The organism is Enterobacter sp. CP102 (assembly GCF_025152625.1).
Taxonomy (GTDB): Bacteria; Pseudomonadota; Gammaproteobacteria; order Enterobacterales; family Enterobacteriaceae; genus Enterobacter; species Enterobacter soli.
Window position 1 is genome coordinate 2,390,889 of the sequence record NZ_CP104014.1, and the last position, 15,053, is coordinate 2,405,941.

At 55.0% G+C, this 15,053-nt stretch carries 15 protein-coding genes; 10 read left to right on the forward strand and 5 right to left on the reverse strand.

Annotated features, from left to right (window positions below; translation table 11 throughout):
- From N1249_RS11320 to N1249_RS11345, 6 genes are read left to right on the forward strand one after another with little or no spacing between them, the layout of a single operon-like run.
- Nucleotides 1-1,533, forward strand: coding sequence for an ABC transporter substrate-binding protein (locus N1249_RS11320; RefSeq protein ID WP_257273152.1), 1,533 nt, complete (start codon nt 1-3; stop codon nt 1,531-1,533).
- Nucleotides 1,534-1,556: 23 nt separating this feature from the next.
- Entirely contained in the window at nt 1,557-2,579 is a 1,023-nt protein-coding gene (locus N1249_RS11325) for an ABC transporter permease (protein ID WP_259829315.1), read from the forward strand.
- Nucleotides 2,576-3,469, forward strand: coding sequence for a D,D-dipeptide ABC transporter permease (ddpC, locus tag N1249_RS11330; protein ID WP_259829317.1), 894 nt, complete (start codon nt 2,576-2,578; stop codon nt 3,467-3,469). Before N1249_RS11325 ends, ddpC begins: the two co-directional genes overlap by 4 nt.
- Nucleotides 3,469-4,455: an ABC transporter ATP-binding protein gene (locus tag N1249_RS11335; protein WP_259829318.1), complete on the forward strand. Its 987-nt coding sequence runs from the start codon at nt 3,469-3,471 to the stop codon at nt 4,453-4,455. Before ddpC ends, N1249_RS11335 begins: the two co-directional genes overlap by 1 nt.
- Nucleotides 4,448-5,377: an ABC transporter ATP-binding protein gene (locus N1249_RS11340; protein WP_259829319.1), complete on the forward strand. Its 930-nt coding sequence runs from the start codon at nt 4,448-4,450 to the stop codon at nt 5,375-5,377. Before N1249_RS11335 ends, N1249_RS11340 begins: the two co-directional genes overlap by 8 nt.
- A complete protein-coding gene (locus N1249_RS11345; protein WP_259829320.1) occupies nt 5,377-6,354 on the forward strand; it encodes a mannuronate-specific alginate lyase in 978 nt (325 codons plus the stop codon). Before N1249_RS11340 ends, N1249_RS11345 begins: the two co-directional genes overlap by 1 nt.
- Here N1249_RS11345 and N1249_RS11350 read toward each other — a convergent pair.
- Nucleotides 6,351-7,100, reverse strand: coding sequence for an SDR family NAD(P)-dependent oxidoreductase (locus N1249_RS11350; protein WP_166715337.1), 750 nt, complete (start codon nt 7,098-7,100; stop codon nt 6,351-6,353). The two genes, N1249_RS11345 and N1249_RS11350, sit on opposite strands and share 4 nt — an antisense overlap.
- A 156-nt stretch (nt 7,101-7,256) precedes the next feature.
- Here N1249_RS11350 and N1249_RS11355 point away from each other — a divergent pair, with 156 nt between their 5' ends.
- Nucleotides 7,257-8,162, forward strand: coding sequence for a LysR family transcriptional regulator (locus N1249_RS11355; protein WP_259829322.1), 906 nt, complete (start codon nt 7,257-7,259; stop codon nt 8,160-8,162).
- A gap of 22 nt (nt 8,163-8,184) precedes the next feature.
- On the opposite strand, the gene N1249_RS11360 is transcribed toward N1249_RS11355, so the two are convergent.
- The 4 genes from N1249_RS11360 to N1249_RS11375 all read right to left on the reverse strand — a co-directional run bounded on the left by N1249_RS11360 (nt 8,185) and on the right by N1249_RS11375 (nt 11,957).
- A complete protein-coding gene (locus N1249_RS11360; RefSeq protein WP_259829324.1) occupies nt 8,185-8,613 on the reverse strand; it encodes an OsmC family protein in 429 nt (142 codons plus the stop codon).
- Nucleotides 8,614-8,687: 74 nt separating this feature from the next.
- The gene (locus N1249_RS11365) at nt 8,688-9,797 is read right to left on the reverse strand and encodes a hypothetical protein (RefSeq protein WP_259829325.1); all 1,110 of its coding nucleotides are present in this window, start codon (nt 9,795-9,797) and stop codon (nt 8,688-8,690) included.
- A 125-nt stretch (nt 9,798-9,922) separates the two neighbouring features.
- A complete protein-coding gene (locus tag N1249_RS11370) occupies nt 9,923-10,969 on the reverse strand; it encodes an NAD(P)-dependent alcohol dehydrogenase (protein ID WP_259829327.1) in 1,047 nt (348 codons plus the stop codon).
- A gap of 112 nt (nt 10,970-11,081) precedes the next feature.
- On the reverse strand, nt 11,082-11,957 hold the full coding sequence (locus N1249_RS11375) for a LysR family transcriptional regulator (RefSeq protein WP_259829329.1): 876 nt from the start codon (nt 11,955-11,957) through the stop codon (nt 11,082-11,084).
- Nucleotides 11,958-12,068: 111 nt separating this feature from the next.
- Here N1249_RS11375 and N1249_RS11380 point away from each other — a divergent pair, with 111 nt between their 5' ends.
- The 3 genes from N1249_RS11380 (at nt 12,069) to N1249_RS11390 (ending at nt 15,030) form a co-directional block, all read left to right on the forward strand.
- Nucleotides 12,069-12,920: a Vmh family MBL fold metallo-hydrolase gene (locus N1249_RS11380; protein WP_259838099.1), complete on the forward strand. Its 852-nt coding sequence runs from the start codon at nt 12,069-12,071 to the stop codon at nt 12,918-12,920.
- Between the two features lie 100 nt (nt 12,921-13,020).
- Nucleotides 13,021-13,158: a stationary-phase-induced ribosome-associated protein gene (sra, locus tag N1249_RS11385; protein WP_217186721.1), complete on the forward strand. Its 138-nt coding sequence runs from the start codon at nt 13,021-13,023 to the stop codon at nt 13,156-13,158.
- Nucleotides 13,159-13,332: 174 nt separating this feature from the next.
- Nucleotides 13,333-15,030, forward strand: coding sequence for an NAD-dependent malic enzyme (locus N1249_RS11390; RefSeq protein ID WP_259829332.1), 1,698 nt, complete (start codon nt 13,333-13,335; stop codon nt 15,028-15,030).
- Nucleotides 15,031-15,053: the final 23 nt, after the last annotated feature.

The following is a 15,053-nucleotide window of genomic DNA, read 5'->3' on the forward strand; positions in this document are numbered from 1 at the left end:
ATGAAAACAACGATTCTGACCACTTTGATCGCCGCGACGCTGGCCATGAGCGCCCCCGCCGTGCTTGCTGCGGTGCCAAAAGATATGCTGGTGATCGGTAAAGCTGCCGACCCACAAACGCTTGATCCTGCGGTGACCATTGATAACAACGACTGGACCGTAACTTATCCGTCCTATCAGCGTCTGGTGAAATACAAACCCGGCACCACCGAGGTTGAAGGCGACCTGTCGACCGGCTGGAAAGCCTCCGACGACCAGAAAGAGTGGACGTTTACCCTGACGGACAACGCAAAATTTTCCGACGGAACGCCGGTCACCGCCGAAGCGGTCAAACTCTCCTTTGAGCGTCTGCTGAAGCTAAGCCAGGGGCCGTCTGAAGCCTTCCCGAAAGATTTAAAAGTGGATGTGGTGGATGAGCACACCGTGAAATTCACCTTAAGCCAGCCGTTTGCGCCATTCCTGTATACCCTGGCGAACGACGGGGCCTCGATCATTAACCCTGCCGTACTCAAAGCTAACGCCGCGGATGATGCGCGCGGCTTTCTGGCGCAAAACACCGCAGGCTCCGGGCCGTTTATGCTGAAAAGCTGGCAGAAAGGCCAACAGCTGGTGCTGGTGCCGAACCCGCACTGGCCGGGAAATAAGCCGCACTTTAAGCGTGTCTCGGTGAAGATTATCGGTGAGAGCGCATCGCGTCGCCTGCAACTCTCTCGCGGGGATCTGGATATCGCCGATTCCCTGCCGGTAGATCAGCTTTCCGCCCTGAAGCAGGAAGGCAAAGTGGCAGTCGCGGAATACCCCTCTTTGCGCGTGACCTATCTGTATCTCAATAACAGCAAAGCGCCGCTGAACCAGGTGGACTTGCGCCGCGCGGTCTCCTGGGCGACCGATTATCAGGGCATGGTGAAAGGTATTCTCAGCGGGAATGGTAAGCAGATGCGCGGCCCAATCCCGGACGGCATGTGGGGCTTTGACGCAACCGCCATGCAGTACAGCTTTGATGAGGCCAAAGCCAAAGACGCCCTGGAAAAGGTTAAAGACAAACCGGCCAGCCTGACCTTCCTCTATTCCGATAACGATCCGAACTGGGAGCCTATCGCGCTGTCAACTCAGGCCAGCCTCGGCAAGCTCGGGATCAACGTCAAACTGGAGAAGCTGGCTAACGCCACCATGCGTGACCGCGTCGGAAAAGGCGATTACGACATCGCTATCGGTAACTGGAGCCCGGACTTCGCCGACCCGTACATGTTCATGAACTACTGGTTTGAGTCGGACAAAAAAGGGCTGCCAGGCAACCGCTCGTTCTATGAGAACAAAGAGGTCGATACCTTGTTGCAGGCGGCGCTGAAAACCACTGACCAGGCGGAACGTACCAAAGATTATCAACAGGCGCAGAAGATTGTGATCGACGAGGCCGCCTATGTGTATCTGTTCCAGAAGAACTACCAGCTGGCGATGAACAAAGAGGTGAAAGGCTTCACCTTTAACCCGATGCTTGAGCAGGTGTTCAACATCGACACCATGAGCAAGTAACGGTCCGGGCCGGGGAGACGCGTATGACGTTCTGGAGCATTGTGCGCCAGCGCTGCTGGGGATTACTCCTGGTAGTGGCGGGTGTTTGTATCATCACTTTTATCATTTCGCACCTGATCCCCGGCGATCCGGCTCGTCTGCTGGCCGGTGATCGCGCCAGCGACGACATTGTGCAGGGCATTCGCCAGCAGTTGGGGCTGGATCAACCGCTCTATATCCAGTTCGGTCGCTATGTGGATGCCCTTGTACACGGTGATTTAGGCACTTCTATCCGCACTGGTCGTCCGGTGGCGGAAGATTTAAAAGCCTTCTTCCCGGCCACCCTTGAACTGGCGTTTTGTTCCTTGCTGCTGGCGCTGGTTATCGGTGTACCGCTTGGGATCTTATCGGCGGTTTACCGTAACCGGTGGCTCGACCATCTGGTGCGGCTGATGGCGATGACCGGGATCTCCACCCCGGCATTCTGGCTCGGGCTTGGGGTCATCGTGCTGTTCTACGGGCATCTGCAAATTCTGCCCGGTGGCGGCAGGCTGGACGACTGGCTCGACCCGCCCGCACACGTCACCGGGTTTTATCTGCTGGACGCACTGCTCGAGGGCAACGGCGAGGTCTTTTTTAACGCCCTGCAACACCTGATTTTGCCCTCGCTGACCCTGGCATTCGTGCATCTGGGCATAGTGGCGCGCCAGGTACGCTCCGCGATGCTGGAACAGCTGAGCGAGGATTACATTCGTACCGCCCGCGCCAGCGGATTGCCTGGCTGGTACATCGTTTTACGTTACGCCTTACCCAACGCGATGATCCCGTCCATCACCGTGCTTGGTCTGGCCCTAGGCGACCTGCTCTACGGCGCAGTGTTAACCGAAACCGTCTTTGCCTGGCCGGGGATGGGCGCATGGGTCGTGACCTCTATCCAGGCGCTCGATTTCCCCGCCGTGATGGGCTTCGCCGTCGTGGTGTCGCTGGCTTACGTTTTCGTGAATCTGGTGGTCGATCTGCTCTATCTGTGGATTGATCCCCGCATCGGGCGCGGAGGTGCCGAATGATGTTGACCCAGGAAACGCCCGTCCCCGTTAAAAGCAACAAACCGCGCATCGACTGGGCAAAAATGTTCTGGTTACTGCGTAAAAGCCCGCTGACGATGATTGGCGGCATGATTATGTTCCTGATGCTGGCGTTAATGCTGACCTCGCCGTGGATTGTGCCTCACGATCCTAATGCCCTGGATCTCACCGCTCGGTTACAGGCGCCCTCGGCGCAACACTGGTTTGGTACCGACGAAGTGGGTCGCGATCTGTTCAGCCGCGTGCTGGTGGGTAGCCAGCAGTCAATCACGGCCGGGCTTGCCGTGGTGGTGATTGCCGGGGGCATTGGTTCGCTGCTGGGCTGTTTATCCGGGGTGCTGGGTGGACGAGGAGACGCCATCATCATGCGGGTGATGGATATCATGCTGTCGATCCCCTCCCTTGTTCTGACCATGGCGCTGGCGGCGGCACTTGGCCCCAGCCTGTTTAATGCCATGCTGGCGATTGCGATTGTGCGCATTCCGTTTTACGTGCGCCTGGCGCGCGGGCAAACGCTGGTGGTGCGCCAGTTTACCTATGTGCAGGCGGCGCGGACGTTTGGCGCATCGCGCTGGCATCTGATCAGCTGGCATATTCTGCGTAACGCTCTGCCGCCGCTGATTGTCCAGGCCTCGCTGGATATCGGCAGTGCGATCCTGATGGCCGCCACGCTGGGGTTCATTGGTTTAGGCGCCCAGCAACCCACAGCGGAATGGGGGGCGATGGTGGCTGTGGGCCGTAACTATGTCCTCGACCAGTGGTGGTACTGCGCGTTTCCCGGGGCGGCCATTCTGATCACCGCCGTGGGCTTCAACCTGTTTGGCGACGGTATCCGCGATCTGCTTGACCCGAAATCAGGAGGGAAACAGTGATGAGCGAGTCCGTTTTATCCATTGACGATTTACACCTCAGCTTCCCGGTGTTTCGCGGTGAAGTCCACGCGTTAAACCATGTGTCGCTTGAGATCAAACGCGGCGAAATCATCGGTGTGGTGGGCGAGTCCGGCTCCGGCAAATCGGTGACGGCGATGCTGGCCATGCGACTGTTGCCGGAGGGGAGCTATCACGTTCACCACGGCCAGGTGAAGCTGCTGGGTGAAGATGTGCTGAATGCCTCAGAAAAACAGCTTCGCCAGTGGCGCGGGGCAAAAGTGGCGATGATATTTCAGGAGCCGATGACGGCACTCAACCCCACACGGCGTATTGGCAAGCAGATGGTGGAGGTTATCCGTCAGCACCAGCCCCTTTCGCGACGCGACGCACAGAAGAAAGCCATTTCGCTGCTGGAAGAGATGCAAATCCCGGATGCGGGCGAAGTGATGGATCGTTATCCGTTTGAGTTGTCCGGCGGGATGCGCCAGCGGGTGATGATCGCCCTTGCCTTTTCCTGCGAGCCGGAGCTGATCATTGCCGATGAACCCACCACTGCGCTGGATGTCACCGTGCAATTGCAGGTGCTGCGGTTGCTTAAACACAAAGCCCGCGCCAGCGGCACGTCGGTGCTGTTTATCAGCCATGATATGGCGGTGGTGTCGCAGCTCTGCGATCGTCTGTATGTGATGTACGCCGGCAGCGTTATTGAGAGCGGAACCACCCAGACGATTATCCACCACCCGGTTCACCCGTATTCAATTGGTCTGTTGCAGTGTGCGCCGGAAAACGGTGAGCCGCGAGACATGCTGCCCGCCATTCCCGGCACGGTGCCGAATCTGACCCGTTTACCCCAGGGCTGTGCTTTCCGTGAACGCTGTTTTGCCGCAGGGGCAAAGTGCACCGACACGCCACGTTTAACGCCAAATGGCGCGCAGGGCCAGCTGGCAGCGTGCTGGTATCCGCAACTGGAGGAACGCCATGTCTGACATTTTGCTCGAACTGGCCCATGTACATGTGAATTTCCCGGCCCGTAAAAACTGGTTGGGCCGCGTAACGGAGCAGGTTCACGCCCTAAACGGGATGGATCTGCAAATTCACAGAGGCGAAACGCTGGGCATTGTCGGGGAGTCCGGCTGCGGGAAAAGCACCCTGGCACAGCTGCTGATGGGGATGCTCAGACCGAGCACCGGCGATTGTCACCGGACCAGCAGCGCCGGCGGGATGCAGATGGTGTTTCAGGATCCGCTCTCGTCCCTCGACCCGCGCCTGCCCGTCTGGCGGATTATTACCGAGCCCGTTTGGGTACAAAAACGCAGCAGCGAGCGCGAACGCCGCCAGCTTGCGGAAAACCTGGCCCAACAGGTAGGCATTCGCGCGGAATACCTCGACAGGCTGCCACATGCGTTTTCCGGCGGGCAGCGCCAGCGCATCGCCATTGCCCGTGCGCTCTCATCCGATCCCGATATCATCGTACTGGATGAACCCACCAGCGCGCTGGATATCTCCGTGCAGGCGCAGATCCTGAATCTGCTGGTCAAGCTGCAACATCAGCGCAATCTCACCTATGTGTTGATTTCGCATAACGTCTCCGTCGTGCGGCATATGAGCGACCGGGTAGCGGTGATGTATCTGGGGCAAATCGTCGAGTTAGGCCCTGCCCGGCAGGTGCTGAGCCAGCCGCGCCACCCGTACACCCAGCTGTTGCTCGATTCCGTCCCCAGAACCGGCGAACCGCTGGATGACAGTCTCGCACTGCGAAAAACGGATCTGCCAGGTAACCGGCATCTTCCCGCAGGCTGTTATTTTCGCGATCGCTGCCCACTGGCGACTGAGGGTTGCCAGGCACCACAGTCGTTGCAACCCGCCGCCGATGGACGCGCCGTACGCTGCTGGCGTAAAGTGACCTGATGCGAATTGTTCTTTTCCTGGCCTGTTTACCCGTTTATGCCTGTGCGGCACAGCTTGTGCCGCCGCCGGGTTTTACCAAACCGTTACCCCACACCGGGCACGGAAGCTGTGTCACGCTGCCTGCGCCTTATACCGCAGACCTGGTATTTCGCAGCAAATACGAAGGCTCTGACAGCGCCCGCGCAACGCTCAATCCTGACGCTGAAAAAGCCTTTCGTGACGAAACCAAACCGATAACCGATTTTGAACGCGGCATTTCACAGATGATCTGGCGCTATAAATACACCGGTGATGCGAAAACGCGGGACTGTATCCTGAGCGGCTTTACGCAGTGGGCTAATGCCGACGCCCTGACCTCTGCCCACACCAACCATACCGGGCGCTCGATGCGTAAATGGGCGCTGGCAACCCTGGCCACCGGCTGGGTTGAACTGAAATTTATGCCCGGTTCGCCGTTAAAAGAAAATGCAGATATTGAACGTTGGTTAGCCTTGCTGGCCGACAAAGTTGTGCAGGACTGGGACGGCCTGCCGCTGGCCAAAACCAATAACCACAGCTACTGGGCCGCCTGGTCAGTGATGGCCGCGTCGGTGGCATTAAACAGGCAGGATTTATTTAACTGGTCGGTAAAAGAGTACCGCATTGCCGCCAGGCAGATTGAAGCAGATGGCACCTTGCCCAACGAACGTAAACGCCGCGAACGGGCGGCGGCATACCACAATTACGCCCTGCAACCGCTGGTCATGATCGCAAGTTTTGCGCAGGCCAACGGCGTTGACCTGTTACCGGAAAATCATGACGCCCTGCAACGCCTGGCAAACTGGGTTTTGCAGCATGATAACCGCAATGCGGCCTGGCTCGCGCCTTACTGCACTTTAGTAAAATGTGACAGTGTCACTCTTTCACTGCGCGATGCCAGCCACTCACAAAAAAATCGCCGCATGGGCGGCGATTTAACGGTGCTTTATCAGCCTTAAATCTGGGCCATACCGCCGTCGACAAACAGCTCGGTGGCATTGATAAAGCTTGCAGCATCAGAGGCCAAAAACGCCACCGCTTTACCCACTTCCCCAGGCGCACCTAAGCGACCCAGCGGCACCTGCGCGGCCAGCGCATCGTACAAGCCCTGACGGTGTTCTTCCGGGACTAAATCACCAAGGCCAGGCGTTTTGATTGGGCCAGGGCTTACCACATTGACGCGGATCCCGCGACCTTGCAAATCCAGCGCCCACGAACGGGCAAAGTTACGTACGGCCGCTTTACTGGCGCTGTAGACGCTGAAGTTTGCCGTACCTTTAATCGATACCGTAGAGCCTGTAAGAATGATGGACGAGCCGGTTGAGAGCAACGGCAGTGCTTTTTGCACGGTAAACAGCACGCCACGCACGTTAGTACCAAATATTCTGTCGAATTGCTCTTCAGTGATGGCGCCTAACGGCAGCATGTCACCGCCACCAGCATTGGCGAACAGGATATCAAGGCGGCCAGCCTCTTTGGCAATCTGCGCATACACCTGGTCGAGATCAGACAATTTTGAAACATCGGCACGGATACCCACCGCTGCGGCGCCTATTTCGGCGGTCGCTGCATCCAGCTCTGCCTGACGGCGGCCGGTGATATAGACTTTTGCGCCCTGTGCGGCCAGTTCCTGCGCGGTGGCAAGACCAATACCTGTGCTACCGCCAGTGACCAGTGCAATTTTACCTGAGAGATTCTGATTCATGTGATTCACCTTCTGTTATGTGGAGTAGAGCCAGCAAAAACGTTTGAAGGGGCTTTCGCTTGCGTTGAAATCACTTTAACGCTTGCGTGATTAGTGAAAAACCAGCAAAAATGAAAATGACTATTCACACACAGAAATAATCAGAAGGATTGCAAAGTGGATCAGCTAATGGCGATGCGCGCGTTTACCCGCGTGGTGGAAACCGGGAGTTTTACTCAGGCGGCAGATTCACTGAACATGCCCATTGCGACCCTGAGCAAGCTGGTGAAGTCGCTTGAAACCCATCTTGAAGTGCGTTTGCTGCACCGCACTACGCGCCGGGTGGTGAGCACACCGGAAGGCGAGGAATATTACGAAAAAGCCCTGCGGGTGCTGATTGATATCGAGGATATCGACACCTCGTTTCGCGTAACACGCAGCTCGCCTAAGGGACATCTGCGTATTGATGTCGGAGGCTCAACCGCCCGGGATGTTCTGATTCCCCTGTTGCCCGATTTTATGCAGCGCTATCCGGATATTCGCATTGATTTGGGTGTGGCGGATCGCCCTGTTGATTTGATTAGCGGTAATGTGGACTGCGTGATCCGTGGCGGCCCGCTCAATGACTCCAGCCTTATCGCGCGTCATATTGGTGATGCTGAGATGGTCACCTGTACCACGCCGGATTATCTGAAAAAATACGGCATCCCTGCGTATCCGGAGGAGCTGCGTAATGGCCACAGGCTGATCAGTTACTTATCACCGGCAACCGGCAGACCCTTCCCGTTCCGGTTTCTCGCAAACGGCGAGACGCGGGAAATCAGCGCGCCACACTATCTGGGAGTGAATGAAAGCAATGCCCACCTCGCGGCATCGGTCGCCGGATTGGGCATCATCCAGACCTTTGCGTATTCCGTTAAAACACACCTGAAAGACGGATCGATGGTTGAGATCCTCCAGGCATGGCGCCCGGCAGCCTATCCTTTTCATGTGGTCTATCCGCAGAACAGACACCTGACGCATCGTTTACGCGTATTTATTAGCTGGCTTGGTGAGGTATTCCCGGCGGGGTTAAAGGGATAGCCGGGGCAGCCCCGGCTCTGACTCAGTTAAGCTTATAATCCAGCGAGATCTCTGCTTTAAGCACCTGTGACACAGGGCAACCCGCTTTGGCTTTCTGGATAATGCCGTCGAATTGCTGCGGATCAATGCCTGGCACCGTGACCTGACTTTGCAGCGCAATTTTGCTTATTGCAAAACCAGTGTCTGTTTTATCCAGTGACACATCTGCAGTGGTATCAATGGAATCTGCGGTGTAGCCCGCTTCGCCCAGCATCAGTGACAGCGCCATAGAAAAACAGGCCGCGTGCGCTGCACCAATCAGCTCTTCCGGGTTGGTGCCTTTGGCCCCTTCGAAACGGGTGTTGAAACCGTAAGGTTGTTGATTAAGAACGCCACTCTCTGTAGAAACCGTCCCTGTTCCGCGTTTAATGTCGCCAGACCAGTGTGCCGAACCGTGTTTATGAATCGTCATCGTCGCTCTCCTTTTGCCTGCAAAGGGTTAAGTATAGACAACGCATTTTTCTCAATGCCGAACACGGATTATTCTCACTTCGCGGCAAGCTTATTCTGGTCTTTAAGCGGCGCAGGCGTCAGGTAAGCCCATTCAATCGAAGCCTTCTCATAAAAACCTCTGTTCAACAGAGGTTTCGCCATCACCCAGCCGTCATCATGATCTTCCTGCCATTTGGTTCCCCAGGAATTGATCACCCTGATGACGTCTACACACGTATTTCCTTTACCACACATTTTTCTATAACCGGCGACGTATACCGAATGGCCAGCGCTACATTGTTTCATTGCCTTACTTTTGAGTGGCTCTTCTGCGCAGATACCCAGGACAGGCAGATTTTTATTCTTCAGCAGTTCTTTTATTTTATCGATTGATTTCGCGTAATTCATCTTCTCACTCTGCCCTATTTCCCAGTTACGCTTAATATCCAGCTGATTTTTGATATCCCAACATATATCAGGAACATAAACCATGTCAGTGAATTTTTCGAAAGAGCTCTCTTTAAATGCATTCACAACATTTTTCTGCTGCGTGAGCAAATTAATTTCCGCCAGAATAAAATTGGCTGCGGCATTCGCGTAGTTCTCGGCCAGTGTTTTATCCTGTTTGGTTTTTTCCTGGTAGCCTTCGTACATCAGCTTGAGCATCTCTTTTATTTTCAGCCCTTTAATGACGCTTTCCGCCCTGCCATCTTCATAAAAATTAATCGCGGACTCGGGTGCGCACGACTCTTTAGCAACCTTCTGCGTACGTCGGGCAACATCGATCACGTACACGGCTGAGCTGCCTTTATCAGACAGACCCTCATAATTAAATCGGTCAGAAACATCTACGTTTTCCGGCAAGTCATGATTATATCTTGAGAGATCAATCATCGAAACGCGCTTGTCATCACTCAGCAGGCTACAGTCTGTAATATTATTTGCCTTACAATATTCATAATCAATAATACTCGCTGCGACGCTGGCATAACAAATGGGTGCCGAGCCTTGCGATCGCCGTTTAGGCAAGTTGGTTATTTCAAGAGTACTGCCTTCTGCTGTTTTATATCCGGAAGGCACCCGTTCAAAACCTTGCTCACAGAATGCAGGCTGGACATAGAAAATGATAATGGCAACCGCCAGAGAGGGAATGAATGTGTTCATTGACGCCTGATCCTGTCAGCGACGCTCATGGTGTAAGCGTAACGCATCCGCATCGACATGCCAGGTGAGATTTCATCATACGCTACCCGGCACCCGGCGGGGTAGCGTGAGGAAGGAACAGGGTATCAGGCGCCTAAGGTGCTCATGTCGATGACAAAACGGTACTTCACATCACTTTTCAGCATTCTTTCGAAGGCGTCGTTGATCTCATCCATTTTGATCACTTCCACATCGGCAGTAATTCCGTGTGCACCACAGAAATCCAGCATCTCCTGAGTTTCGGCAATGCCGCCAATGCACGAACCCGCCACTGACTTGCGTCCCAGAATCAACGGCAAAGTACTTACCGGCGGGTTATCGCCAAGGAAGCCGACAAACACCAGGGTGCCATCGAGCGTTAAGGTCGACATATAGGGGTTAATATCGTGAACATACGGTACGGTATCGATAATCAGATCGAACTGATTCGCCACCGACTGCATCTGATCGGCATCTGTTGAGTAGACGATATGGTCAGCCCCAAGTCGGCGGGCGTCCGCTTCTTTCCCGGGCGAGCGGGTAAAGAGCGTAACCTCTGCACCCAGACCATGCGCCAGCTTGATAGCCATATGCCCAAGCCCGCCCAAACCAATAACGGCGACTTTACTGCCCTCACCAATATTCCAGTGGCGCAGCGGCGACCAGGTGGTGATCCCGGCACAGAGTAACGGTGCCGCGCTTTTCAGGTCGATACCTTGCGGGATGTGAAGCACAAAGGCTTCGCTGGCAATAATCGTCTGAGAATAGCCGCCGTAAGTGGGCTGGTGATCGTGACGGTCGTGGCCGTTATAGGTTTGAACATTGCCCTCTTCGCAATACTGCTCAAGCCCCTGTTGACACGGATGACATTTGCGGCAGGAATCCACCATGCAACCAATACCGGCCAGATCGCCTGCCTTAAATTTAGTGACACTGTCACCTACAGAGACAACACGACCAATAACTTCATGGCCAGGTACGATAGGATATTCGCTGAATCCCCAGTCGTTACGCGCCTGATGCAAATCGGAATGACAAACGCCGCAGTACAGGATCTCGATAACAACGTCGTCAGATCGTGGCTCGCGGCGGTCAAAGGTGAAGGGAGCCAGTGGCGCGGTTGGTGTTTTTGCTGCGTAACCCAATACTTTCATCTCTTTACCTCATTTCATGGCAATGCGCAGAAGGAACCGTACAACGCTACTGCACCCCCGGCGCGCTGACTATGGATAAAAGTGGCATAGCGTAATGAGCGTAGCTCATGAATCAGCTCAGGTTGCGGGCAAGCTCATCAAGAAACACCCGCAAGGCCGCAGGCTGATACTCACGTGACTGATATATACCGTAAATAGCGAGTGACTTTGGCGTGAAGGACGTAAGCACTGGCACTAACCGCCCAGCAGCCAGCGCGACCTGGGCTTCTCGTTCCGGCAGCATGGCGATGCCACAATCCTGAATCGCCGATTCCATCAACAACGACGAGATACTGGCGCTGAGATTTCCGCTAACCGCCACGCTCACCTGCTCGCCCTCTGTGGTGACAAAGTGCCAGGACTGCCCGGCAAAGAAGCTGTAATGCAGACAGTTATGCTGCGTCAGGTCCTCCAGACACTGCGGCGTGCCCCGCGCGGCCAGGTATTGCGGCGAAGCGCACAGTACCGAGCGACACTCCCCCAGACGCCGGGCAATCATTCCGGGTTCGGGGTTATCAGTTATGCGTATAGCCACATCAATACGCTCACCGACCAGGCTCACCGGGTGGTTATTCACATCCAGCTCGACCCTGAGCTGCGGGTAGCGAGCCAGCAGCTCAGGCAACACGGGGGCAATCATATGCATTGCGGTAAAGTGCGCACAGGCGACCCGCAATGTGCCCGAAGGCAAGTCTTTGGCGGACTGATCTTCTATTTCCTGGGAAATTTGCGAGAGTGAGCGCGTTTTCAGCAACACTTTTTCCCCCGCCGCCGTCAGCGTCAGCTTGCGCGTGGAGCGGTTTACCAGCCGTGTTCCGGCCCACTTTTCCATCTGTTCCAGATAACGGCTAACCATCGGACGTGAGATCCCAAGCGAGCGCGAAGCGGCGCTCAGACTTCCCAGTTCGCATATCCGGTTATAGACCTGGGCGGCGATAACGCGATCCATGTTGTGCTCCATCTGCTCGATTTATGAAACTAAGCATGTCTTGTTTCAGGAATTCTGGCAAATGCAGAAATCCATACAATAGAGACTTTCCTGAATAACAGAGACATGATGATGAAGCTCACCCGCCTTGCTGTACTGTGCACCCTCTTCACTCCGGCTGTTTTCGCCGCACCGTTAACCATTGATAGCTACAACCCGCAGGAAAAAGGCATCTTTGCCGTCTCTTCCACGCTGGTGTCCGGGCCAACTGAAGCGGTGTTGTTTGATGCCCAGTTCAGCGTGAAAGACGGCGAGCAGCTGGTCGACAAAATTCGGCGCAGTGGCAAGACGCTCAATAAGATTGTGATCACCTCCGGCGACCCGGATTTCTATTTTGGCCTGCAACCGCTGGTGAAAGCCTTCCCGGACGCCAAAGTGGTAGCGACGCAAAAAGTGGTTGATCACATTAAAGCCACCAAAGATGCCAAACTTGCCTTCTGGGGGCCGCAGATGAAAGACGGCGCGCCAACCAAGCTGGTGGTGCCGCAGGTTATCGCCTCGACAACCTTTATGGTTGATGGTGAAAAAATCGATATTGAACAACCCGACAGCTATGCCGCATATGTGTGGATCCCGTCAGCAAAAACCATCCTGGGTGGTACCGGGGTTTCATGGGGAATTCACGTCTGGACCGCCGATACCCAAAGCAAAGAGAGCCGCCAGCAGTGGCAACAGACGCTGGAGAGTATGGCCGCACATAATCCTGAGCGCGTGATCCCCGGGCATTATCTTGGCACACCGCCAGCCGGAAGCGAGGCCATTGCCTTTACCCGCCAGTATCTGGCGCAGTTTGAGCAGGCACTGGCGAAACATAAAGATTCCGCAGGTGTGATTAATGCCATGAAAACCCAGTGGCCAAACCTGGCGGAAGCCAGCTCCCTGGAGCTGAGCGCCAAAGTGAATACCGGCGAAATGAAGTGGTAATGTGAAAATCTGCTAAGCTGGATTGGCAACCTAAGGGGTTACATTTCTTCCGCACACGCGGAGTTGTCCTTAAAACTATCAACAGGATTGAGGAGTACGCATGAAATCGAACCGTAAGGCACGCCATATTCTGGGACTGAACTACAAGATTTCTAACCACAAAAAAGTGGTGATCGAAGATAGCCATGAAACGGTTATCGCTCATGCAACGGGCAGAAAACGCCACGCTGAGAAGTAAGTTTCCGCTTATGACGCACAACACCATCGGCAAAGCCGATGGTGTTTTTGTTTCTGGGTTGCGGTAATTAACATTCAGCTCCTCTATAATACTGCCCGACCGAAACCCGCAGCACAGGCCAGAAAGATGACAACCGCAGTGTCAGGGACGGATCTTCAAAAAAGAGTGAGTGACATGGACAACAAACTGAAAAAACATCGTTCCCTATATATCCCCTATGCCGGACCCGTTCTGCTTGAATTCCCCCTGCTTAACAAAGGCAGCGCCTTCAGCATGGAAGAGCGCAGCAGCTTCAACCTGCTCGGCCTGTTACCGGAAGTAGTTGAAACTATCGAAGAACAAGCTGAACGTGCCTGGATCCAGTATCAGGGCTTCAAAACCGAAATCGATAAGCACATCTATCTGCGTAACATCCAGGATACCAACGAAACCCTGTTCTATCGTCTGGTACAAAACCATCTCGAAGAGATGATGCCGGTGATCTACACCCCGACGGTGGGCGCGGCGTGTGAACGTTTCTCTGAGATCTACCGTCGTTCCCGCGGCGTGTTTATCTCTTATCAGAACCGTCACAACATGGATGACATCCTGCAAAACGTGCCAAACCACAACATCAAAGTGATCGTGGTGACCGACGGCGAGCGTATTCTGGGCCTGGGCGACCAGGGCATCGGCGGGATGGGCATTCCAATCGGTAAGCTGTCGTTGTACACCGCCTGTGGCGGTATCAGCCCGGCGTATACCCTGCCGGTGGTGCTGGATGTAGGGACCAACAACCAGCAGTTACTGAACGATCCGCTGTACATGGGCTGGCGTCATTCTCGTATTACCGACGACGAGTACTATCAGTTTGTCGATGACTTTATCCAGGCCGTGAAGCACCGCTGGCCGGATGTGCTGTTGCAATTTGAAGATTTTGCGCAGAAAAACGCTATGCCGCTGCTGAACCGCTATCGTGATGAAATCTGCTCTTTCAACGACGATATTCAGGGGACTGCGGCAGTGACCGTTGGCACGCTGATCGCAGCCAGCCGTGCGGCAGGTAGCCAGCTGAGCTACCAGAAAATCGTCTTCCTGGGCGCAGGCTCTGCGGGTTGCGGTATCGCCGAACAGATTATCGCCCAGACCCAGCGCGAAGGCTTAAGTGAAGAGCTGGCGCGCTCCCGTGTCTTTATGGTCGACCGTTTCGGCCTGCTAACCGACGCGATGCCAAACCTGCTGCCGTTCCAGACTAAGCTGGTGCAAAAACGCGATAATCTGAAAAACTGGGATACCGATAACGAAGTGTTGTCCCTGCTGGACGTGGTGCGCAACGTCAAGCCGGATATTCTGATCGGGGTTTCCGGGCAAACGGGTCTCTTCACCGAAGAGATTATTCGTGAGATGCACAAACACTGTGAACGCCCTATCGTGATGCCGCTGTCTAACCCGACCTCACGTGTGGAAGCAACCCCGCAGGACATCATCGCCTGGACTGAAGGCAATGCGCTGGTTGCCACCGGCAGCCCGTTTGATCCAGTAGTGTGGAAGGATAAAACCTACCCAATCGCCCAGTGCAACAACTCCTACATCTTCCCGGGCATTGGTCTGGGAGTTATTGCTTCGGGTGCATCGCGCATTACCGACGAAATGCTGATGTCTGCCAGTGAAACCCTGGCGAAGCACTCGCCGCTGGTCAATGACGGCGAAGGTCTGGTGCTGCCAGAGCTCAAAGACATACATAAGGTGTCCCGCGCTATCGCCTTTGCGGTGGGCAAAATGGCGCAGCAGCAAGGCGTGGCGATCAAAACCTCTGCCGATGCGCTGCAACAGGCCATCGACGATAACTTCTGGATGCCGGAATACCGGAGTTATCGCCGTACCTCAATCTAAAACGTAGGCCGGGTAAGGCGTAG

Coding starts and splice junctions, on each gene's coding strand:
- N1249_RS11390 (WP_259829332.1), top strand. CDS start 13,333: ATGGACAACAAACTGAAAAAACATCGTTCCCTATATATCCCCTATGCC.
- N1249_RS11350 (WP_166715337.1), bottom strand. CDS start 7,100: ATGAATCAGAATCTCTCAGGTAAAATTGCACTGGTCACTGGCGGTAGC.
- N1249_RS11370 (WP_259829327.1), bottom strand. CDS start 10,969: ATGAAAGTATTGGGTTACGCAGCAAAAACACCAACCGCGCCACTGGCT.
- N1249_RS11320 (WP_257273152.1), top strand. CDS start 1: ATGAAAACAACGATTCTGACCACTTTGATCGCCGCGACGCTGGCCATG.
- N1249_RS11375 (WP_259829329.1), bottom strand. CDS start 11,957: ATGGATCGCGTTATCGCCGCCCAGGTCTATAACCGGATATGCGAACTG.
- N1249_RS11365 (WP_259829325.1), bottom strand. CDS start 9,797: ATGAACACATTCATTCCCTCTCTGGCGGTTGCCATTATCATTTTCTAT.
- N1249_RS11345 (WP_259829320.1), top strand. CDS start 5,377: ATGCGAATTGTTCTTTTCCTGGCCTGTTTACCCGTTTATGCCTGTGCG.
- sra (WP_217186721.1), top strand. CDS start 13,021: ATGAAATCGAACCGTAAGGCACGCCATATTCTGGGACTGAACTACAAG.
- ddpC (WP_259829317.1), top strand. CDS start 2,576: ATGATGTTGACCCAGGAAACGCCCGTCCCCGTTAAAAGCAACAAACCG.
- N1249_RS11360 (WP_259829324.1), bottom strand. CDS start 8,613: ATGACGATTCATAAACACGGTTCGGCACACTGGTCTGGCGACATTAAA.
- N1249_RS11340 (WP_259829319.1), top strand. CDS start 4,448: ATGTCTGACATTTTGCTCGAACTGGCCCATGTACATGTGAATTTCCCG.
- N1249_RS11335 (WP_259829318.1), top strand. CDS start 3,469: ATGAGCGAGTCCGTTTTATCCATTGACGATTTACACCTCAGCTTCCCG.
- N1249_RS11380 (WP_259838099.1), top strand. CDS start 12,069: ATGAAGCTCACCCGCCTTGCTGTACTGTGCACCCTCTTCACTCCGGCT.
- N1249_RS11325 (WP_259829315.1), top strand. CDS start 1,557: ATGACGTTCTGGAGCATTGTGCGCCAGCGCTGCTGGGGATTACTCCTG.